Genomic DNA, 20,085 nt, shown 5'->3' on the forward strand with positions numbered 1-20,085 from the left:
CATTTACTCCTAAGCGTTGGTCATATAACTGAACAGAAAGTCCGCCTGTACGGCTTGTCCTTGATGATCGTAAACGAAATTAAATACCCCAATGAGACGGAAGCCCCTGGCTGAAAGCCAGTCGATAACTTCCCATGCCAATTTTTGACCTGAATAAAGCTCAACGAAAGAACACTCGCAATATACCCGATCAAAACGCTCAAGTAATGACTCGCAGCCTCTAAGCGCATCGAATTCGAAACCTTGGACATCAAGCTTCAGCATGGCAGGCATTTGCAAATCATCTGCGCTCACAAATTCATCAAGCGGCGCTGTGCGCACCTCAATGGTCGCAGTCTCCTCTGTGCCTGGAAACATAGTTGTCTGAAGCGAAGAAATGGGTAACAACGATGACGAATCGTCTTTGGCGGAAACATGCATTTTCCGCCTCATGGATTCCGGCCCGATCGCAGCCTGATGTAGAATCACTTGGTCATCACCGGAAAAAACGCGGCGAAAAACAGCGACAGGAACAGCCAGCGGCTCAAACGATACGATTTGTGCCTGGGGAGCCCATCGGCGAGCAGCCAAGGCAAACTGGCCTCGGTTGGCGCCGATATCAACCACCATTTTCAGATCGCGCGATAAAACATATCGATGTTCGGCGCCGGCGAGTACTCGCTGACGAAGCAAGGCTAAGAACAAGCGCTTGGAGAGTATGGTTTGACTCAGTTTATCCAGCCTGTTCAGGAACGTTTGAAGTCTCATAGCAATGGGTTAATTCCGAATTCACGCTGAATAGCTTCAACACAATCAATTCCTTCTGCGCGCATTCTGTGTTCCACTTCCCGTACCTTTATATCCACCAGGAAGCGATACCAAAATCCCTGTAAAAAATGAAAAATGACCCCATCTATTCCATCCAGGATACCAAGGCGGAAAGTCATCCTAAAGATGAAAAGCATAAATGCCCGCACTCCTAGCGGCAAACGCAAATACAAATTCTCCTTTAGCCATCGTGTGTAGTGAGTTTGGCGGGTAAGGATGTAGTTGCCTGAAGAAGCCGATAGAAATCCATATTTCTTGTTCAGCAGATCAATTGCTTCGCGGGTTGAATAATTATTATGCTTATTAGTCCACCAGGTAATATTGTTCAAATTGTTGTCAAAATATTTTCCGCCAAGACGCTTCATGCCTCCGCTATTGAGTACCATGTGTTCATCCATCCAGCGCGGTTCCACCTTCGCGGTGCCTTTGCGCCAGATCCTCAGCACCCAATGAGAAACGCCTCCGTAACGAATTACCTTTCCATTAAAGCAAACAAGCCGGTAAACAAGATAACCGCCGGTTTCTGCACAAGCCAAAGACAGTTTTTCTCGTATTTCCTCGGCCAAAATGGGTGAAATCACTTCATCCGCATCCACCCGCATCACCCATTCGGTATCAACCGGCAGATTTTCCAAAGCCCAGGCAAGCTGATTTGCATGATTTTTAAATTCATGCTGCCAGACCTTTACACCTAATTTTTCTGCATTTTCAACAGTACTATCCGTAGAAAAAGAATCTACCAGAAAAACTTGTTTGCTAACTTGGAAAACACTATGCAGGCAGCGCTCTATGTGCAGTTCTTCGTTAAAAGTCAAAATGATGACTGTCAGACTAGGCATTTCCACATAACTTATATTATTCATAGCAATTCGTTACCGCTTCAATCACGCAACTTTGCGGTTACTATCATGCTCTTCCATAAACCATAGACTCGACCGGCACCCTTGAATCCAACAACGTCAAAACCATTTGTTTCAAGCAATTTTGACAATGAGCGGTATGACCAGAATTTGATATGGCCTCCATCCCACAAAGAGGTATGGTGACTATCCCACTTTCCCGCCAGGCAGATCAGCACATTTTTTAAATAGCCGTGGTAAGGCGTCGAGATAATCAAATGCCCTCCAGGTTTTAGCACCGCGCGGGCAAAAGCTGGAAGAGCTGCCGGCAAAAACAAGTGTTCTATAACCTCAGTCGAGATCACCACGTCGAAATCTTTCTGAGCTAATACCCTCGGCATATCATAAACACCAGCTTGCTTGAATACTGCACCTGAGTTACCGGATGTCGCCAGCTCTATGCCTCTCTGGTCGGAATCGCAACCAACTACATTAAATCCATGCCTATGCAAATAATGGCTCATCGCGCCATTACCGCACCCCAAATCGAGTATTCGCCGGGCATTCAATTTGTTAAGGATATTGAGAATTGGTTTTGCTAAATATAGTTGCGAATATTTAGGTTCGGCGTCTTGCCATCCGTAATCAGCCACTACATCAACTTCGTTAGCCATACAGTTTCCATTTCAGTACAAAACAAGAGACTTGTATATCTCCATCATTTTCTTAGCGTGAATATTCCACGAGAATTCATGCATCATCCAATCTCTGCCGCGTTCCCCCATTTTCAGCAAATCCATGGTTCGAACTCTTGCTATCGCAAACGCCAAAGAATCCGGGCTATTATTGACCCAAAGGCCACAACGTTTGCCCTCAATTTCTGCCCATGGCGTACCCTGACTGGCAATAACCGGCACCCCATGGATCAGTGCTTCAGCAACCACCATACAAAAACATTCCGTGTAGGATGGCACTATACAAACATCTGAATGATAAAAAGCCTGATCTTTTTTATCTCCATCCACATGTCCGATAAAAAACACATTTTTATTTAGCAATCCAAGCTTATCCGCCAAATCAAGCAGGCTTTCATCGTAAACAGCATCCCCTACCCCATAAACAGACAGCACAACGGTTTGGTCATTAAGTAGCGCCATTGCATGAAGCAGATTCTCTATCCCTTTTTTCGGCGACAAACGTCCCAAGTATAACAGCCTTAACTTGCCCTCCGGCATCCAGCTTTTTTCAGCAATAACATTGGGTAGATTTATTCCATTCGGGACAATCACTGCGTTGGCCTTGGGTATCCTGGCTTGTGTTGGGATACGCTCGCGCTCGGATATCACATGCGTTACAACTCTTCCCGGAGCAATCAAAATATTGCACAAAATTTCCCAAGCGCGCTTTAATCCCTTTCGCTTAGACCCAGTCCACTCGTATGCATCCTGTACCGCGCCATGAGGTGACCAAACAACTGGCTTACGAAGCACCCGGCAAATTAACAATGTCGGTATAGTGGGAAACGAATAAATAGCCGTCAGATGAATTACATCTGCCCAACGTACCAAGGACGGCAACTGCCATAGCATCTCAATCGATACGGATATCCCTGCTATTCGGGGCACCATAATAACCTCTTGATTCGGGTAAAGGTCAATAAGCTGTGAATGATCCAGTCGTTGTGACAATTTTGGGCCTGCGGTGTCAGTGGTTAACACTCTCAGTGTTACCCCGGACATCTCGGCCAACGCATTATTCAGCGCATATACGGTAAATATCGGCCCTCCCCAATAAGTGGCAGGATAACATGCGGGAGTAATGTGAAGGATTTTCATGACGTAAACTTGATCATGTTTGTGAAGAAGAACCTGAGTTCAGATCGAGCGTTTTTTAGCAATGACGGCAAAAGTATTTTTCATACTCAATATAAAGCCTATGGGCTGAAACAAACTACCTTGGTTAACGATAATGCCGCTGAAATCTTCACACCGCACTTCCAACATTTCGCCAACGCCAAAATCCAAGACCGTGGAAGTCTGCGTGTGCTTTTTAGCATTGTCGAAAACCTGCCCAACCAAGCCGTAAAACTTTCTCAATATGCCGCACTTAACATGCGGCGCACCATCGACATATTTGATGCCGGCTTCCGTATCATATGCCAGAGTAGCTATTCGATTGAGTCTTTCGTCCATTGTTATCCCGTTTAAATTTCGGTGCAGCGCATCAGCGAGACCAATTTTCGATTGGCATTCAGGGAATGATCCGGAATAAAGCGCAGCGTATTCAATATTGCCATCAATCATTTCCCCTCAGCGTTGCCAACATCAACTTCGACTTCCATACCAACGTGTTCGTCCACTGTTCCGGCGTAAACTGCAAAGACATCCGATAGCCGTTTTCACCCATTTTCTTCCGTTCATTGCGGCTCAACGAGGCATAGCACAGCATGGCCTGCGCCAGCTCATCGACATCCCCGGTTTCGACGATATAGCCGTTATAGCCATCCTGAACAAGATGAACGGAAGCCCCCACTGCATCGGAAACAATCAGGCCCATCCCCGCAGCAGCGGCCTCATGGACTACGATAGCCCATCCGTCATAAGTGCTTGGCAAAATCAGGCAGTTCGCCTCCATAAACTGATTGGGTAAATCGTCAGGCTGACAAAAACCCTTTCGCTCTATGCCATTCACATCTTCCAGCAGACCGCTCAATGGCCCGTCGCCATAACATTTCAGCGGCCAAGGATCGGCACACATGCTTCGGTATAGCCCATACGCCTGAACTAAAACATCCAGCCCTTTTTCAGGAGAAAACCTGCCAACATAAACAAATGTGCGCGGCTCTGATAATAACTTTTTCCGTTCGTAATAAATTGCTGAAAATTTTTCGTGATCGCAACTTAATAGGCCTCGTAATATATTCTGTTGTTTAAAGCCCATTTTTCGTGCAAAAATCGCCTGCCTCTCTCCAGCAACAAAAATGGCTTCGCAAATCGGGTGAAGATATAACCGCGATGTAATAACGCCCAACCATTGCTTGGGCGTTCCCAACCAAGGCCTGTCCGAAGTAAATATTCGGACGGATCGTCCCTTGAAGTGTTTCAGGGTCTTTCGGTACCCTTTTTTATGCCAGTTGGCGCAAAGAATCACATCAGGCTGAAACTGCTCAAGACGGGGAATCAATTCACCGATATCAACCTCATCCGCCCACTGATAACGGTTTTCTATCCAGGAAAAAATAGCTTCCGCAAAAGGCGCCTCCTTTACAGAATACATATTCACCACAAACAACTCGACCCCTTCGGTTGCGGCCAACGATTTGAGACAGGCATTCAGGTAGCCTGACAATCCGGTCCACAATACAGCGATTCTCACTTTCCTCCACCTACTGCCCAGATGATGCGCGCCAAGGTCGCTTGCGGATTTATAAGCCATTTCTCCAGCCGATAGATAGGTATCAGCAGTCTATCCAGTACATTCATTTCACGCCTCATCGCCTTCATGAACAGACGATTGCAATCATTTCTGTATAACTCGACCAACCGCCCGGAACCGCTGATTGATGTCTCATGAATCCTGAAAGTGGCGACATCCTCGTAAAGAACGCCAAATTTTCGACCATTAATCGCCATGTCGAGCAGCAATTCCCCATCCCAGCAAGTCCGATTATCTTTATTGAAGCCTCTCGTCTCCACAAAAGCACTTTTCCTGAAAAAGACACCCTGCTGAAAAAGCGTCACAGCCCCGTAAATGAACAATCTTTTTGAAAACCGGGTAGGCATCATCCTTTTAATTACCCTATCAACGGCATCTACTTTAAATCCGCTGCCGCAGACTACGTCAGCTTGCGGATTTCTTTCGAAATAGTCCGCAACCTTCCTTAACGCCCCCGGAAGAAGTGCATCGTCTGCATTGATAAAGCCGAGAATGTCTCCGCTCGCATGCGAAAAGCCCTTGTTCAAACCATCCGCCGGCCCACGATCCGGTTCATATATGACTTTGGCCATTTTAGCTCGATTGCGCTCGATAATGTCGCGGCTTCCATCGGTCGATCCCGGATCAACCACGATATATTCCAAGTCATCGTAATCCTGCTGAATGATTGAACAAATCGCCCGCTCCAGAAACTGAACCTGATTGTATGAGATGGTAACGATTGAAATCTTCACACTAATCTCTTTGTTTTTATTGAACGTATCGATAGGGTCAAGGCAAATATCATCAGAGATAAATCGTACGCCGCGTACAAACGACCTTCAGCCCCGAAAGGCGAGAACAGAATATTCCACAGCAAGTTAAACGCTACAAATGCTATCAGCGGTACCAAGCTTGAATTTGCGCCATACGTCGCAATCAGAGTGCGCACGATGAGCATTAGCCCCCAAAACCAGAAAATCGCTCCGACAAAACCCGCTTCCACCCAAGCTCCCATCATGTACGAATGGGATGGGATCAAATCGCTTTCGCTCATCCCTTGAAACTGATATCCATGCTGGAGTAGGCCGTACGCCATAATATCAGCATATTTCTGATCCTTCGCCCATGAGCCATGACCGATGATCGGGGAATCGATCACCGCTTGACCCGATGCCAGAATTTCAGAACGCCCCCCCACCATAATTCCCATATCTCCAGAGGATTGCAGCAGATACTTATCGCGCACCTCCTCACCGAACCAGCCTGCATTCACGGTATAACCGTAAAGTGCGGTAATGCCATAAAGTGCAACCCCGCCCAATAAAATCAGCATCGCGACCTCACTCCGTTTCAGTTTTCTGAAATCAAATCCATTCGATTTCCTAACCAATAAAAACCCTCCTGTCAGCAAACAAACCAATCCAAGCGAGCGGAAATCCAAATAAAAATTTAATATTCCCATACCCAGAATGATAAAAGATTGGAATAATTTCTTTTTTTCGAGAACCTTGATTTGCGAAACCAGCACGACAAGAAACGTGATTGCCATACCATACCCGAATTTCCAAGGGTAGTTTTCTACAAAAACATTAGGATTAAGAAAATAAGCCAGTATTTGCCCTAAAGCGATTCCTACTGCAAACCAGAAGAACCGCTTTTCTTTTCCATTGAGATATAAATAAATAGCCGAAAAATTCAACAGCAGAAAAGCAATCTTCGACCATCCCCTGCTCCAATCCTCAAGTGGCGCGTCCCTAATAACATCAGTCACCATCTGGGCCAACAGCCATGCCCCCCCGAGCAACATAAGTTTCCTCGGCAAAGGAGCCAGCAATAAACGCCCACGTGTCCACAACAAAAACGGTAACATGCATAGAAGCAGAATCTCGGACAGAAACAAGCGGCCAACGAGATCCATTTCTACGAACATCAGCATTGGAATGACGCATGCGAAAGCATTCCCAAAGAAGTCTGAGCGTGAAGACCGGGTTCCCGACTGCTTCCAAACCGCCGGTGTAACAAAAGGTTCAGTCAATTTTTCTGGATTCATAATTCAATTTTTTTACTGTGTGCTTCTTTCTCTACAGAAGCAAGATATGCTGGAGGCTCCATAAGCATCTTGTAGATCGTCATTAAACCATTTCCATAATGACTCTGTGTATAGCGTGATTTAATCAAATTCGCGTTCCTGCGCCCGACAGCAGGAATCATATCCTGGTTCAGAAAGCTTTCTCTAAGCGCAGCTTCCAACGCATCCACATCGCCCGGCGCGACAATTTTTCCATGTATTTCATCCTGAACAACGGAACCGCTGTTTGGCGTGGTAATCACGTAGCATCCGCACGCCATAGCCATAAAAACAATCCGTGCCGATCCTTCCGCTAATGATGGAAACACAAAAATATCAGCCATATTCATATGCTCAGCAAGTTCATCCCATGGCAAATGGCCGGTCACCGTAACACGTTCATCTGTAAAAAAATCAGGGAAATCATTTCGCAAGCTCGGATCGATGGAACCAATCGCCTCAAATTGCCAAGACAAATCACGGATGCGCATAAGTGCTTCCAATAAAATTCGTCCTCCTTTCCTGGCTCCCATATCGCCTGCGAACAAAAGCCTGATGGGTCGCCCTGTGAAAGATGGATAAGAGCGCGGCGGAATCAAAGACAAGAATCGATCATCGATACCGGTATACAGAACTAAAATCCGGCTTGCATCGTAGCCAAAATGAATAAAAGTTTCTTTAACGAAATCCGAATTCACAAGCAGATAATCTGCTTGGTCCGTATCTTTGAGAATGTTACGCCACAACCTGTTGATAGGTCCATCCTGCCCGAGCGGCGGCAGTTTCCCGCCATTTAAAATGAGGTACTCCAATGCTGCCGGGTGTGCAATCGAGTGATCGCAAAGAGCAACCATGCCTTTTTGTTTGGCAATTTGCACAGAATCGCGACCATATCCGGAACGATAGTGATAAATCCTGCCCGGTAAATTGCGGACAATAGACTCGGCCTGCCATGCATAGAATTGGAAGCCATAGTCGGCCTCAAAATGCGGCACTCGTCTGGCAATAATACGGGTAATGCCATAAATTAACTCTGAGAGCCATAAAGAGTGGACAAAGACATCCGGCAGGTTTTCCTGGCGTTGTAATAACCGTTTAATCGGCGCATACCTGTCCAATTTTAACCCTATAATCAATCGCCTAAGTTTTGGTGTTGGGTAACCGGCCGTAATAAATCCTGCCAACACATTATTCTTATAGGCCTCGGCCGCCGCCATGCCGGTGATAAATTTATGATGTCCGTTTGATACAATAATCATAACACTATTTTAACCGGCCTTACGTTGTTGCAGCCATTCCCATGTTTTAACTAAACCCTCTTTAAGAGGAACCTGCGGCTGCCATAAGAGCTCTCTCCGGGCTCGGGAAATATCGAGAGAATTGAAAGGCACATCCAGCTTGCGCGCAGCCGAATACCGGACAATCGGTGTCCTGCCGGTTATCGTTTGTATGACGCTTAACAGCTCATTCAAGGTATGTGGAACTCCGCTGCCAATATTATAGATTCTCAAGGGCGTATCTTTTTCAATCGCAGCCAATACCGCTGAAACCAGATCGCTAATGTAAAAGTAATCCCTTGCAACTGTGCCATCGCCCCAAATTGATATGGGTTCCCCTTTCAGAATTTGCCATAAGAAGACAGTTACAGCGCCTTGGCCGGACATCGGGTCTTGCCTGCTGCCATACGGATTGGCGAAACGCAGGACGGTGTAATCTAAGCCATAAAGGTGATGGTAGAGGTGCAAATATTTTTCAGTCGTTAACTTGGCAATTCCATGCGAGCAGATTGGGGTCGTCGGATGCGTCTCGGCGATAGGCTGAAATTGCGGTGCGCCGTATACTGTGCCGCCTGATGAGGCGAAGATGATCTTACGTATCCCAACCTGTTTGACGAGGTTCAGCAGCCTTATGGTTCCTATGACATTGGTCTCAATATCGTAGACCACATTGTCATTTGATGACTTGGGCAACGTCGTAGTTACCAGATGAACAACAACATCCATCCCGGCCAGGGCCCGACATAGATCATTTTCGTTTAAGAAATCCCCATGCATTAGCTCAATGCGGCCCAATACATGCGCAATATTTCGAGTATTAACATTCTGCCGCTCGAACACCCGAACGCTGTGGCCTTGCCCGACTAAGGCGTCAACAACATGAGAGCCGATGAAGCCTCCGCCTCCTAGAACGACACACTTTAGCGGACTGATCATTACCGACGCTTCCCGCTGTCTAATTTATCAGTCTTGCTATGGCGCTTTAATATTCTTTTAACACCAATGTAATATTTCTTAAAAAGAAGATCGATTTTAACAGCCGAATTCACAGCGTGAACTTTGGTGTTAATGAAAAGGCAATCCGAATAGTCATAGTGAGAGAGCTTTACAAAATAAAATCCATACTCCTGTATTCTCCGCACAACATCCTGAATTCGCGGCACTTCAGCCTTATCCAGGAAGTCATGGAATTCAACGGTTATTTGTCCTACCGTGGCAAGAAACTCAGGCGGCAGTTTTTCCAGCACCTCTATTTCCGCCCCCTCGATGTCGAGTTTTAACAGGTCAATTTTGTTTAATTTTTTTTTACTACAAAAATCATTCAGTTTCGTGGACTTGACTGTCACGGCGGTTTGCCCGGCCTCCTCGGAAAAGTAGGCGGAACTGCACTTTTCTTCGCCCAAATTCAGAATCAGGTTTGCCCCTGAACCGGAGACAGCCGAATTAAAAAAAGTCACATTTTCCAGTTCAGGCAACATTGGAAAAAGCCGTGGGTCAGGCTCAAAACCATAGACTGTAGCCAAGTGTTCTTTAGCCAGACAAGTTGAAAATGCGCCATAATTTGCGCCACAATCGACAACTGACGGGGTTGCGCCTAAAAACTCTTTTACAAATGTATGACCGCATACGCTAAGCAATTCCATTACCAGCTCCAAATATTGTTAAGTAACGATTTCTTGCAAAAAATCACGTCTCGCTCCCAAGCATGGGGACCCAATGACACTCCGTAATTCCTGAACATAACGGGATAAAGATCAAAGTCAGTCAAAAACCCGGCCACATGCGCAAATGATGGAGAAATATTCTCGTATTCCGCCAGAAAAGAACATTCGACGAGCAAAACATCAATGTCCGGCAAAGTACTAACCGCGCCGTGAAGCACACTCAACTCATGGCCTTGAACGTCAATTTTCAAGAATTTTCTGGTGGCCGGTCTCGTTCCAAGCCCGAAACTGTCCAATGTATCGAGATAGGCGTTTTGAGTTCCTTCAACCTTAACTTGCAATGCGGGCTGTGTCGCTACGTAATCATATAACGATGAATGCGCAGAACGTTCGGCAACGTGAATCTCCACCTGTTCTTTTTTATTTGACAAGCCGACGTTATGGACTTCAACGTTATCGGTTTTCTGGAAACGCTGCTTGTACTCCTCGAATTCTTGCCGCAAAGGTTCGAATGCAACAACACGGGTGTTGGGAAAGAACTCCAAAAAAGACTCGCACCAGTACCCTGTATTTCCACCGACATCTATCAACAGATTATTCTCGCGGGGATCAAGCAGTCTTAACAAGAGAATTTTGTCGTCATAGCTGTGCGGGCATTTCAGAACCCGGGGTATGATTCGCTTTGGAATGGTTTTTCCCGAGCGAACAGCGCGTTCTAACTCGCAAATCAAACTGAAGCGCAGATCTATCGCATGAGCATAGTGTTGTAAAAATCGAAACATATCTCTCTTCTGAATTTAGAAACGGAACGCAACCGTAAGCCGACAGCCGATTACCTTGCTCAAAGGATGCATCCAAACCGAGGGGGCTATAGCAGCGATACACATAATCAAGCTCAGCCCTGCTTTTGCAACAGCCCCCCCCTCCAGCTTTAATAAGTAGAATGAAGCCCATCCTGCCATCAAGCCAATGCAACAGGCAACGCATAATTGCCTACTTTCGCGCGGTAATAGTTCTACTAGCGGTATGTGATAATCACGATGATAGCCAAAAATGACAAAACCGCTGCCGATCACCAATGCCAACAGGTATCCAAAGGCAACGCCCTCGCCGCCTAAAAAGGCCCCCAAAAAATAGCCTAACGCAAGATTCAAAGGAGCCATAACAACGTATTCCAACGTATTCCAACGCAATAAGCCCGTGCCTAGGTTAATGAAGTAAGCGGGCCCACTAAGCGTATTGAACCAATATGCCATGGATATAAGAGCGGCATAAATAACGAAACTCTGCTCATAATGCCCGATCCAGAGCTCGCTGGCTAATGGTGCAACGGCCGCTACACCGGCATAGAGCGGCAGTGAGAGAAAAAATATGACCCGGTAAGAATCCAAGTATATTTTAGAAATTTCTTCGGGTGCATTTTCGTGAAGATTGGCGATGTGCGGAACCATCACCTGATTGGCAGAAACCAACAGCGAGCGGAACTGCGTGACCATCCGATTTGCCATCTCATAGTAAGCGACCGTGGACAATCCGCCGAATTTCGTCATCAGCATCTTGGTTGTAGGATCAACCAACATGCCAAAAATAGAAATAAGCTGGAAATTAAATCCGTACCGGAACATCTCCTCAAAGAGTGATAAACGCCAAGTACAAACCACTACCGGCAATGAAGGAAGCTCACGCCTAAGTAATACCCAGCTCCCGAACAACATCAACAGCCCCTGCCCGATCTGCGCCCAAGCCAAGCCGACTAATCCATGCGCTGGAACAAATATCAACGTAAGCAGCCAAAGAAGCACAGTCGCCAACATCGACACCAGCACACGCAAATCGATGCGTTGACAGCCGTCCAGGCCGGAAAGAAACACACTGGCAACTGTCCCAATCCACACCGACACCAACGCATAGGGGAGAATTGCGAGCGCATCCGAAATATGCTGAAGCGGAATTAATTTGCCCATCATCCATGTAATAAGCGGATAGCCCCCCGCAAGAACGCAAGCCAAAACAACACCGATGGTAACGGCTGTTGTCTGGATAACTTCCGAGGCTTTATTTTTGTCGCCACGCGCGATGTATTTAGCCGTGTATTTCACAGCGCTTCCGGTAAACCCCATCTCGCTGATTCTTGAAGCCGATACAGTAGCCAACACAATAGCCCAGATACCCACCTGTTCGGATCCGATCGTCCTCAACAAGTAGCGGTACAACAGGAACAGAACGCCCCCGGAGACTACCACTTGAGCAACCGCCATGATGGCATTTCGGGTTAAGCGGTTACCATTCATTTTTTATGAACAAAACTGTCAATTCGCGCCGGGCGTAGAGCAAAATGCCGGTATCCGAATCGGAACAAAACTGATGACCTCTTGTTTGCAGGCGCTCGCGCAGCTCCCGGTAATTGTAAATTTCGCCGTTGAGACGATGGTAAGCGAATATCGCCGCCAAGCCGCACATTAAGATAAGACTCTCCATCATCGCGGCTATCCCGGCGACGCTATGCCGCAAATAGGCTATGCGCATAATGACTTTCCTGCACATCACTCCAGCTACCTTGTACAACAATATTTCCGGCCTCCATCACCAACACTTGGTCGGCATGCTGCAAAGTCGCCATCCGATGCCCGATTGCGACAACTGTCAGGTCGCCGTGCAGATTAACGATGGCCTGGCGGATGCGTTCTTCATTGTCCATGTCCAGCGCGCTGGTCGCTTCATCCAGAATCAGCAGCGACGGTTTTCCCAGTAAAGCTCGGGCCAGTGCGATACGCTGGCGTTCGCCGCCGGAAAGGCGCAGCCCTTGATCTCCAACGATGGTATCCAGGCCATGAGGCAGCTGGCGCACAAAATCGGCGGCTGCTTTATCCAGCGCTTGCCAGTGCTCGTCATCTGTAGCGTGAGGCATGGCCCAAAGCAGGTTTGCCCTGATCGAGTCGTTAAACAGAATAGTTTCCTGCGGCACATACGCGACCGATCGCCGCCAACGCAATCGTTCAGCGTCATCCAGTATTTTCCCGTCGATGCAGATGCTGCCCGTATCCGGCCGCAGCAGTCCCATCAACACGTCAGCCAGCGTACTTTTACCGGCCCCGGATGCGCCGATAATGGCGGTTGTCGATTTGGCAGGAAGGCGAAGGTTGATTTCGCTCAAAGCATGGTGTTCTCGGCCGGGATAGATAAAACTCACCAAGTTCAATGTTAAATCGTGTTGCAGGCACAAAGGTGGCAGGGACACGTCGCCAGCCGGTTCGGCAGCACTACGGCATTCGGCCAGCAAGCGGTTGGCGGTTGTTAATGCCGGCAAGGTATGCAGCCAATGGTGCAGTTGTTGTTGCAGTTGCGAGCCTAACGGCATCAGCCGGGCAAAAACAAAAATCAAGGTAGCCAGCTCGGCTATCGGCAAGCGCCAGACTGCAATGCCGACGTAGAGCAGGACAACCAGAATAACCACGCTGCCCAACTGCATTCTGGCCCTTGAACGGCTGGAGCTGCGCTGGAAATCCAACTGGTGCAGCCGGAATGCCTGCATCGATTGCTGGAATTTATATAAGTGGCGTTCTTCATTGCCAAGGATTTTGGCTAATTTCATGCCTGTCAAGCTTTCCTGTACGACGCTATGCAAGCTGTGCGAGGTCTGGCCGATATGGTTGCCCAGCAATAAAGCCTCGCGCCGCAAACCGTTTTCGGCCAGGACGAATATCAGTCCCAACGCCAGCACTAGCAGCGCGATCGGCCAGGACAGCCACAATGCCGCCAGCGAATAAGCCAGCATTAATGCCGATCCGCTGCATAGCTGTAAGAAAAAATTGACTCCGACGCCAACGCGGTTGATGTCGGTCAGCAATAAATTGGCGTACTCCGCGTTATTGCGTTGCGACAGCCAATACCATTCGCTACGCAGTACCGCCATGAAGCAACGTTTGCGCAGCCGGTCGACCAGATCGAACTGAAAACGGTTGGATATCACTTCACGACTGCTCTGTAAAACGATTCTCAGCGCCTGCAAGAACAGGAAAAGCAGCAGCACACTAACGCTCTGATAAGGTATGCCCGTCCATTCAAAAAAACGGCCGAACTGCGTAGCTATGCCTGTAGTTGGCGTGACGCTATCTTGCAATAACTCAAGCAGGGGCACCAGGAGCGTGATCCCGAAACCCTCGCTCAAACTGCCCAGCAACATGCAGCTAAAAACCAGCAACATCGGTCGATGCGGTTCGTTAGCTAACAGATGAAAAAAGGGAATGGCAGCTTGGGAAATGGAAAAATGTTTCATACCGGCCCCTTCTCCCTTGAGGCATAAGTATCTACACAACCTTTCTGCATCGATAATGCAGAAAGGTTGTGTAGATACTTATATTTAACGACTATGCGCATCAGTCTAAATATTAGACATAGGGGCAGGCGTTGCAAATAGACAGGCAACATCGATCTGATACGGTGGGTTACAATAAGACATGAAATCATTCAACTGTGCTTTGGGGCGTCACATCATAAGCTTAATAAATAGCAACTTGCAACATGCGCTGCCCGGACATAGCCGAGCTGTCGGGCATCCCGGGATGTTATACTGCTATTGGAATGTCCAATTTACCTGAATTCTGTTCATGATTTCCCATTACCATCGTATCTTTGAATGCCCGTTGGATCCTGCTGAGCAAGGGCCTGAATTTGAGCTGGTGCTCACCTGCTGCCGCCCCAAACCGAGCGAGGCACATTTTCTGCGTCAGCAGGAATTGGCTGCCGTCGGGCTGGATACGGCCAAGGTGCTGGAGCTTGGTATCAGGCACAAGATTTCGCCATTGCTGCACTGCAATTTACGCTGCCATCCGGTCGGCACGTTTTCGGCCGAGTTGCTGGACAAACTGGCTGAGCAGCATAAACGCAATAGGTATCGCGCATTGCAAGCATTGCAAGCGACGCACGAATTGCTGCGTGCCGGTCAAGGCCTTCGCTTAATTGTAATGAAAGGGCTCGATGTTGCCGCCCGCGCTTATGGCGATCTGGCCGTCCGGCATGTCGGCGATATCGATATTCTGGTCGATCCGGAGCAACTTGGAGAAGCGATAACAATATTAAAAGCACAGGGATGGAGCCTTGATCAACCTGAAATTTTTTCTGCATTAAATAGAAAGATTTTGCTGCGAAGTCACCATGATTGGACTTTGATCAGAAAAAGGTTCCCGCATATGGAGTTACACTGGAGAGCCATGCATAGCCCATTTGAATTTCCGATTGACGACTGGCGATCCTCGACATTATCGAAAAAGTCAAATCTCGGTATACTTGGTTTGAATAATGAAGACTTGCTTATTTACCTGTGCTTACACGGCGCCAAACATAAATGGGGACGCTTGAAATGGCTTTTCGACCTGCCTAATTTATTGGATACGCATGACTTGGACTGGTCACAGCTCTGGCAACGCGCTGACCAGTTAGGTGCCGGGTTGGCAGTACAGCAGGGACTGTTGATGGCTCAGCAATATTGTGGCTTAGACTTGAGCCCGGCAATTAAAAGCGGATTCGGATTCAGCATTAGTCCATCCAGCTGGAGGGCAATTTGTACATTTCAACAGGATCCTGATTTGTGGATGGAGCAGCAAACTCATACGGATGCGTGGGTAAACCATATATTAGGAACACGTAAAATAAATATCCTATTATGGTATTTTGCAACGATTTTTTACCCGAACGCCAGTGATTATCGGCTGCTCAAACTCCCCTCCTGGCTGCACATGCTCTATTTTCCGCTACGTCCGATATTATGGAGCATACGCCAAGTCCAAATCCGGCAAGCGTGTAAGCTGAAAACCATGGGCGCGCGGCCAATAGTCCCAGAACGTTAATAGACTGTAAGTAAATCGTCGATCACTATAAGTAAGCCTCGGCTTTTCCAGTTGGATTTGCCGGCAAGCGTTTATTAAAAATAAGGTGGAAAGGACCAATATGCACTTTTTTCGCATAAAATAAAACGAGTGTACTTTGCAGCGGATAAAGCTTTCAATAGATATACTTTAAACAGTCAGATTTTCGGTTTTTTCAGAAAACAGTTGGAATTTCAAGACCGTCAAAGTTTGCATATTCGCTTTGAAACGGGTTGATCACGTTTAGCCCAAGCAAATAAATCATCTTAAATTTTAACCTAAATTTAGGCGTTGCTTTACGCTTAAAACTGCCGACTCAATATCCAACTCAAGTGGTGCAACCCCGTGAATCAAAATTACTATTCCCTAAATGGTGATAATCGCTTCGTCATTGATCAGTACAACGACCTTGCTCCTTTCGCCAGTTTTTTGCCCGGTATCGCCGGTACCCTGGGTCGCCCGACTTGGGTATTTTATGTCAACCGGGGCCAGGCCGTAGCCAGTTTTGGGGTACGCAACAAAGACGGAGCTTTTTTAGAGTTTTTTCCTGCCGACAAAGCTTATCAACTGACGCCATCCCGGGGTTTTAGGACTTTCCTGAAGATTGCCGATGGCGATCAATCCCTGACACACGAGCCTTTCCAGCGGGGGGCGGGGCCGGAGGTCAAGCAACGCCTTTACGTCACGCCTCATGAAGTCGGTGTGGAAGAGATTAATCCGCACCTGGGATTCAGCATTCGCGCCGATATGTTCACGTTGCCCGAAGCTCCGGTGGCCGGTTTGCTGCGGCGTGTCGAGATCGTCAATACCTCCGGGCAGACTAAAAAAATAGAGATCGTCGACGGCTTGCCGCAAGTGCTTCCTTATGCTCTCAATCAATGGGTTGTGAAATTCATGAGCCGAACCTCGGAAGCTTTCATGCGGGTCGAGGGGGTGACGGAAAACTTGCCTTTTTACCGGCTGAAAGTATGGCCCAGCGATAGCCCACAAGTGGAGCCGGTTATTGCATGCAATTTTTTCGCCGGTTTTTTGAATGGCGGACGCACCCGCGTACTGGTGGACGCGGAGAGGATTTTCGGCTTGGCGGGAGATTTTTCCAGACCGGAACGGTTTTTTGCCAGTGATAGTCTGGATTTCGCTAATCAAGTGGCGGGCAACCAAACGCCGGCGGCTTTCCAGGCGTTGGCCGTCGAACTCCAGCCGGGACAAAGCCAAATCTTTTACGGCTTTTACGGCCACGCCGAATCTCAGTCGGTGTTTGAGCAATTCATAGCGGAAGCGGACAAAAAAGATTACTTTGAAACCAAGCGAGAGGTGAATCGCCAACTGGTTGAAGGCATCACGCAACGAATATTTACCGCGACGGCCAAGCCGCTGTTCGATGCCCATGCCCGGCAATGTTATCTGGACAACGGTTTGCGCGGCGGCTTTCCCAGAGAAGTGCCGGGCGGTGCGCAATTATATTTGTTCGGCCGCAAACACGGCGATCTGGAACGGGATTACAACGATTTTCTGTTGCAGGATACGCCGTTTTCCGAAGGCAACGGCGATTTTCGCGACGTGCTGCAAAACCGCCGGATGGACGTGTTCTTCGATCCTGCGCTGGATGCCAAAAACATCCGCTATTTCTTCAATCTGGTTCAGCCTGACGGCTACAATCCCTGTTCGTTGCGGAACTCGCGTTTTGTCGTGGACGCTCCACTAACCCTTTCGCATCATTTCGCCCGGTTTGCAGGTCTGGAACAACTGCTGTCCCGTGAGTTTAAATATGCGGAATTATGGCAAGTGCTACAAAGCGCCGAAAACCCGGAACCGATCATCAAGGAAATTTTGGCGCAAGCGCAGGAAGTGGAAGATGCCGAATTCGACCGGGGCTATTGGTCGGATCACTGGACTTATTTGGTGGACTTGCTGATCAGTTACGCGGCGATTTTCCCGGATCGATTGCCCGGCTTGTTCCGGGAAAAGACCTACACCTTCTTTGATTCCACCCATTTTGTCGTTCCGCGCCGCCAAAAATACGTGGTGACGCCCAACGGCGTTCGCCAATACGGCGCGGTGCAAGGCAGCCCCGAGAAGGAATCCCTGATAAACTCCCGTACCCGTCGCCGTCACCAAGCCCGTTCGCAAGGTGGTCACGGCGAGATCGTCTACACCACGCTGCTCGGAAAAATCCTCACCCTGGTCGCCAACAAGCTGTCCACCCTGGACCCGTTCGGCGTCGGCATAGAAATGGAGGCGGACCGCCCAGGCTGGTGCGATGCCTTGAACGGCCTGCCCGGCATTTTCGGGTCCTCGGTCAATGAAACCATCGAACTCAAGCGGCTGGTGGACTTTACCTTGAAAATACTCGCCGATGTCGATGGAAACATTCCCCTGCCGGCTGAACTGGCGGATTTTATAGCCGGATTGAAAGCGCTGTTAAATCGTCCCAACCTGACACCCGATTTATTCTGGCAGGAAAGCGGAGCCCAAAAGGAAACCTATCGGAAAAAGGTGTTCATGGGCTTTGACGGTGCCGAACAAGTCCTTCCTGTTGCAACAGTGCAAAACTTCCTGGCGACGGTTTCAAACTATCTGGATGCTGCGATCGACAAAGCCCGGACGCCGGAAGGTATCGTCACCTATTTTTCCTATGAAGCCGAGCAGTACCAGGAAATCGCGGACGGCAAGGCCGCTGTTACCCGCTTCAAGCAAAAACCGATACCGCTGTTTCTAGAAGGCTTCGTCCATGCCCTGCGCATCGCCGAACCGGCGGAAGTCCGGCGGCTTTACGACGCGGCGCGCAACTCCGAACTCTTCGACCAAAAGTTGGGCATGTACCGCGTCAATGAACCATTGGGGGAAAATGCGCTGGACTTGGGGCGGATCGGGGTTTTCAACTACGGCTGGCTGGAAAACGGTTCCATCTTCCTGCACATGCATTACAAGTTCGTGCTGGAAATGGTTCGGGCCGGGTTAATCGAGGAGTTTTACGGCCAAATTGAACAGCTGATGGTGGCTTTTCGCGATCCGATGGAATACGGACGCAACCCGGTTGAAAACTCCAGCTTCCTGGTCAGCAGCGGTTTCGCTATCGATCCGCGGCAACACGGACGGGGCTGCGTAGCTCGTCTTTCGGGTTCCACGGTAGAATTTTTGCATCTTTGGACTCATCTTTTCCTGGGGGCTAGTCCCTTTGTGTTCGAGGAAGGGAGGTTGCTATTCAGACCCGCGCCCGTCTTGTCGAAGACATTCTTCTCAACGGACGAGCAATGCGCCAATCCCTTCGGTTTTGAAGAAACATTGCCAGAAGGCAGCGCAGCCTGCGCTTTATTGGGGGCAACCTTGTTGGTCTATATCAACCCCGAGCGCCAAGACACCTTCGGCGACGCCGCCGTAAAGCCCTGCCGCTATCTGTTACATGGGCGGGATGGTGTTATGCAAACCGTGGAAGGTGAGCATTGGGAGGGCCAAACCGCTGAAGCGCTACGCCAAGGCCAATTCCGCCGGGTGGATGTGTTACTTAATACCCAACAGTTGTAATCAAACGTCATTCCGGCAGGGATTGCCGGAATCCAGAAGCCAGGGATGGCAAAGTTCCGAACACATCCATGTATTCTGGATACCGGCAGTCCCTGCCGGTATGACGCGCTATTACAAAATGATAGATGTTAAGAGGGCTGCTGTTTGTGTACCCTAGCTTTTTAAGTTAGTATTTTCCGACGGAAAAATACGCCAAATTAATCGACAAAATTCTTCGTGGGACTTCTCAGATGCGGATATTCCATTCGATGATCTTCGGGGCTTATTGATTCGTCTAGGCTTTGATGAGCGGATACGCGGAAGCCATATCAGGTTCGGCAAGTCAGATTCATAATCATTAAGTACCATTTAGCGGATGAAATATGACATACAAATACGAGACCATTTTATATTGGAGCCAGGAAGATAACGCTTTTATCGCCGAAGTCCCGGAACTTCCCGGCTGCATGGCGCATAGCAACTCCCAAGAAGAAGCGCTGGCGAATGTAAATGAGGCTATTGGGCTTTGGCTGGATACGGCAAAAGAATTCGGCGACCCGATTCCTGAACCTAAGGGGCGTCGGCTTATGTATGCTTAAATGTTGGGCAACGAAAAGATGTTGCCCAATATTAGCTTGAGGAAAA

18 protein-coding genes are annotated in these 20,085 nt (G+C 48.4%); 3 read left to right on the forward strand and 15 right to left on the reverse strand.

Annotated elements, in window-relative coordinates:
* Positions 1-9: 9 nt before the first annotated feature.
* Genes Q8L79_RS00605 through Q8L79_RS00675 form a run of 15 tightly spaced genes read right to left on the reverse strand, consistent with a single transcriptional unit; the run spans position 10 to position 14,348 of the window.
* Complete coding sequence (locus Q8L79_RS00605; RefSeq protein WP_305267099.1) at positions 10-747, reverse strand: FkbM family methyltransferase; 738 nt, start codon at positions 745-747, stop codon at positions 10-12.
* Complete coding sequence (locus Q8L79_RS00610) at positions 744-1,670, reverse strand: glycosyltransferase family 2 protein (protein ID WP_305267100.1); 927 nt, start codon at positions 1,668-1,670, stop codon at positions 744-746. Before Q8L79_RS00610 ends, Q8L79_RS00605 begins: the two co-directional genes overlap by 4 nt.
* Before the next feature lie 17 nt (positions 1,671-1,687).
* Complete coding sequence (locus tag Q8L79_RS00615; RefSeq protein ID WP_305267101.1) at positions 1,688-2,320, reverse strand: bifunctional 2-polyprenyl-6-hydroxyphenol methylase/3-demethylubiquinol 3-O-methyltransferase UbiG; 633 nt, start codon at positions 2,318-2,320, stop codon at positions 1,688-1,690.
* Between the two features lie 12 nt (positions 2,321-2,332).
* Positions 2,333-3,481, reverse strand: coding sequence for a glycosyltransferase family 4 protein (locus Q8L79_RS00620; protein WP_305267102.1), 1,149 nt, complete (start codon positions 3,479-3,481; stop codon positions 2,333-2,335).
* Between the two features lie 39 nt (positions 3,482-3,520).
* Complete coding sequence (locus Q8L79_RS00625; protein WP_305267103.1) at positions 3,521-3,949, reverse strand: hypothetical protein; 429 nt, start codon at positions 3,947-3,949, stop codon at positions 3,521-3,523.
* Positions 3,942-5,021: a glycosyltransferase family 4 protein gene (locus tag Q8L79_RS00630; RefSeq protein ID WP_305267104.1), complete on the reverse strand. Its 1,080-nt coding sequence runs from the start codon at positions 5,019-5,021 to the stop codon at positions 3,942-3,944. Before Q8L79_RS00630 ends, Q8L79_RS00625 begins: the two co-directional genes overlap by 8 nt.
* Positions 5,018-5,815, reverse strand: a complete 798-nt coding sequence (locus Q8L79_RS00635; RefSeq protein WP_305267106.1) for a glycosyltransferase family 2 protein — start codon at positions 5,813-5,815, stop codon at positions 5,018-5,020. The genes Q8L79_RS00630 and Q8L79_RS00635 overlap by 4 nt, the downstream gene beginning before the upstream one ends.
* Positions 5,812-7,113 carry a hypothetical protein gene (locus tag Q8L79_RS00640; protein WP_305267107.1) on the reverse strand — a complete coding sequence of 434 codons (1,302 nt, stop codon included), beginning with the start codon at positions 7,111-7,113 and terminating at the stop codon, positions 5,812-5,814. Before Q8L79_RS00640 ends, Q8L79_RS00635 begins: the two co-directional genes overlap by 4 nt.
* A complete protein-coding gene (locus Q8L79_RS00645; RefSeq protein ID WP_305267108.1) occupies positions 7,110-8,390 on the reverse strand; it encodes a glycosyltransferase family 4 protein in 1,281 nt (426 codons plus the stop codon). Before Q8L79_RS00645 ends, Q8L79_RS00640 begins: the two co-directional genes overlap by 4 nt.
* 9 nt (positions 8,391-8,399) lie before the next feature.
* A complete protein-coding gene (locus Q8L79_RS00650) occupies positions 8,400-9,344 on the reverse strand; it encodes an NAD-dependent epimerase/dehydratase family protein (RefSeq protein ID WP_305267109.1) in 945 nt (314 codons plus the stop codon).
* Positions 9,344-10,051: an FkbM family methyltransferase gene (locus Q8L79_RS00655; RefSeq protein WP_305267111.1), complete on the reverse strand. Its 708-nt coding sequence runs from the start codon at positions 10,049-10,051 to the stop codon at positions 9,344-9,346. Before Q8L79_RS00655 ends, Q8L79_RS00650 begins: the two co-directional genes overlap by 1 nt.
* The gene (locus Q8L79_RS00660; RefSeq protein ID WP_305267112.1) at positions 10,051-10,854 is read right to left on the reverse strand and encodes an FkbM family methyltransferase; all 804 of its coding nucleotides are present in this window, start codon (positions 10,852-10,854) and stop codon (positions 10,051-10,053) included. Before Q8L79_RS00660 ends, Q8L79_RS00655 begins: the two co-directional genes overlap by 1 nt.
* Before the next feature lie 15 nt (positions 10,855-10,869).
* Positions 10,870-12,363, reverse strand: coding sequence for an oligosaccharide flippase family protein (locus Q8L79_RS00665; protein ID WP_305267113.1), 1,494 nt, complete (start codon positions 12,361-12,363; stop codon positions 10,870-10,872).
* A complete protein-coding gene (locus Q8L79_RS00670) occupies positions 12,353-12,598 on the reverse strand; it encodes a hypothetical protein (RefSeq protein ID WP_305267114.1) in 246 nt (81 codons plus the stop codon). Before Q8L79_RS00670 ends, Q8L79_RS00665 begins: the two co-directional genes overlap by 11 nt.
* Positions 12,573-14,348, reverse strand: coding sequence for an ABC transporter ATP-binding protein (locus Q8L79_RS00675; protein ID WP_305267115.1), 1,776 nt, complete (start codon positions 14,346-14,348; stop codon positions 12,573-12,575). Before Q8L79_RS00675 ends, Q8L79_RS00670 begins: the two co-directional genes overlap by 26 nt.
* Positions 14,349-14,679: 331 nt before the next feature.
* Here Q8L79_RS00675 and Q8L79_RS00680 point away from each other — a divergent pair, with 331 nt between their 5' ends.
* The 3 genes from Q8L79_RS00680 to Q8L79_RS00690 all read left to right on the forward strand — a co-directional run bounded on the left by Q8L79_RS00680 (position 14,680) and on the right by Q8L79_RS00690 (position 20,039).
* Entirely contained in the window at positions 14,680-15,918 is a 1,239-nt protein-coding gene (locus tag Q8L79_RS00680; protein ID WP_305267116.1) for a nucleotidyltransferase family protein, read from the forward strand.
* Positions 15,919-16,281: 363 nt separating this feature from the next.
* Positions 16,282-19,461 (forward strand): hypothetical protein, encoded by a 3,180-nt coding sequence (locus Q8L79_RS00685; RefSeq protein ID WP_305267117.1) that lies wholly within the window; start codon positions 16,282-16,284, stop codon positions 19,459-19,461.
* A gap of 362 nt (positions 19,462-19,823) precedes the next feature.
* Positions 19,824-20,039 (forward strand): type II toxin-antitoxin system HicB family antitoxin, encoded by a 216-nt coding sequence (locus tag Q8L79_RS00690; protein WP_305267118.1) that lies wholly within the window; start codon positions 19,824-19,826, stop codon positions 20,037-20,039.
* Positions 20,040-20,085 lie beyond the last annotated feature (46 nt).

The sequence above is a fragment of the Methylobacter sp. genome, assembly GCF_030680395.1.
Classification (GTDB): domain Bacteria; phylum Pseudomonadota; class Gammaproteobacteria; order Methylococcales; family Methylomonadaceae; genus Methylobacter_A.

Coding starts and splice junctions, on each gene's coding strand:
- Q8L79_RS00665 (WP_305267113.1), bottom strand. CDS start 12,363: ATGAATGGTAACCGCTTAACCCGAAATGCCATCATGGCGGTTGCTCAA.
- Q8L79_RS00680 (WP_305267116.1), top strand. CDS start 14,680: ATGATTTCCCATTACCATCGTATCTTTGAATGCCCGTTGGATCCTGCT.
- Q8L79_RS00655 (WP_305267111.1), bottom strand. CDS start 10,051: ATGGAATTGCTTAGCGTATGCGGTCATACATTTGTAAAAGAGTTTTTA.
- Q8L79_RS00645 (WP_305267108.1), bottom strand. CDS start 8,390: ATGATTATTGTATCAAACGGACATCATAAATTTATCACCGGCATGGCG.
- Q8L79_RS00605 (WP_305267099.1), bottom strand. CDS start 747: ATGAGACTTCAAACGTTCCTGAACAGGCTGGATAAACTGAGTCAAACC.
- Q8L79_RS00610 (WP_305267100.1), bottom strand. CDS start 1,670: ATGAATAATATAAGTTATGTGGAAATGCCTAGTCTGACAGTCATCATT.
- Q8L79_RS00690 (WP_305267118.1), top strand. CDS start 19,824: ATGACATACAAATACGAGACCATTTTATATTGGAGCCAGGAAGATAAC.
- Q8L79_RS00625 (WP_305267103.1), bottom strand. CDS start 3,949: ATGATTGATGGCAATATTGAATACGCTGCGCTTTATTCCGGATCATTC.
- Q8L79_RS00660 (WP_305267112.1), bottom strand. CDS start 10,854: ATGTTTCGATTTTTACAACACTATGCTCATGCGATAGATCTGCGCTTC.
- Q8L79_RS00640 (WP_305267107.1), bottom strand. CDS start 7,113: ATGAATCCAGAAAAATTGACTGAACCTTTTGTTACACCGGCGGTTTGG.
- Q8L79_RS00675 (WP_305267115.1), bottom strand. CDS start 14,348: ATGAAACATTTTTCCATTTCCCAAGCTGCCATTCCCTTTTTTCATCTG.
- Q8L79_RS00615 (WP_305267101.1), bottom strand. CDS start 2,320: ATGGCTAACGAAGTTGATGTAGTGGCTGATTACGGATGGCAAGACGCC.
- Q8L79_RS00620 (WP_305267102.1), bottom strand. CDS start 3,481: ATGAAAATCCTTCACATTACTCCCGCATGTTATCCTGCCACTTATTGG.
- Q8L79_RS00650 (WP_305267109.1), bottom strand. CDS start 9,344: ATGATCAGTCCGCTAAAGTGTGTCGTTCTAGGAGGCGGAGGCTTCATC.
- Q8L79_RS00670 (WP_305267114.1), bottom strand. CDS start 12,598: ATGCGCATAGCCTATTTGCGGCATAGCGTCGCCGGGATAGCCGCGATG.